We start from the raw sequence: 597 nt of genomic DNA on the forward strand, positions 1-597 counted from the left end.
ATTTCACTACTTTGCTGATCTTATTCCATGTCATGGGCTGTTGATAAGCAGCCTTAAAGACCCCTTTTGAAAAAAATATCGGCTTTTTTTAGCAGTTTTTTTCCCTTTTTTATCGTTATTTGCTTTAAATGCATTTAATTAAATTCATTTTGATTCTTTTGATGATTATTAATCATCTCATAAGGCAAGGGATTTTTATTACAATATGCTGCAATCTATTAAGTCTGATAATGAACAATTCACTTTACGCTCCCTTTTACAATCCTATCGTGAACAGACAACTTCAAATACTCTACGAGGGAAACTGTTTGAAGATTTTGTGACAAAATATCTTATGTATGACCCTCTCCACTATGGGCGATATGAAAAAGTTGAGAGCTATTATGAATGGGCTAAAGAGCGTGAAGGTTGGAATAAAAATGATATCGGCATTGATCTGGTTGCCAAGCTTCGCAATCAAGAGGGCTATGTGGCTATTCAATGTAAGTTTTATCAAGCAGACCATCAGATCAGTAAAAAGGATATTGATAGCTTTATCGCGGCATCTGGAAAAGACATCTTTAAATATCGACTTCTCGTTGACAGCACAGAAGTGGA

Annotated in this window: 1 protein-coding gene; it reads left to right on the forward strand. The window is 35.0% G+C overall.

The window, feature by feature from the left end; translation table 11 throughout:
- Positions 1–205 precede the first annotated feature (205 nt).
- A partial coding sequence (locus ACFINO_RS11185) for a restriction endonuclease (RefSeq protein WP_375655918.1) occupies positions 206–597 on the forward strand: 392 nt, incomplete at its 3' end.

This window comes from Bartonella sp. AA83SXKL (assembly GCF_042196965.1).
Taxonomy (GTDB): Bacteria; Pseudomonadota; Alphaproteobacteria; order Rhizobiales; family Rhizobiaceae; genus Bartonella.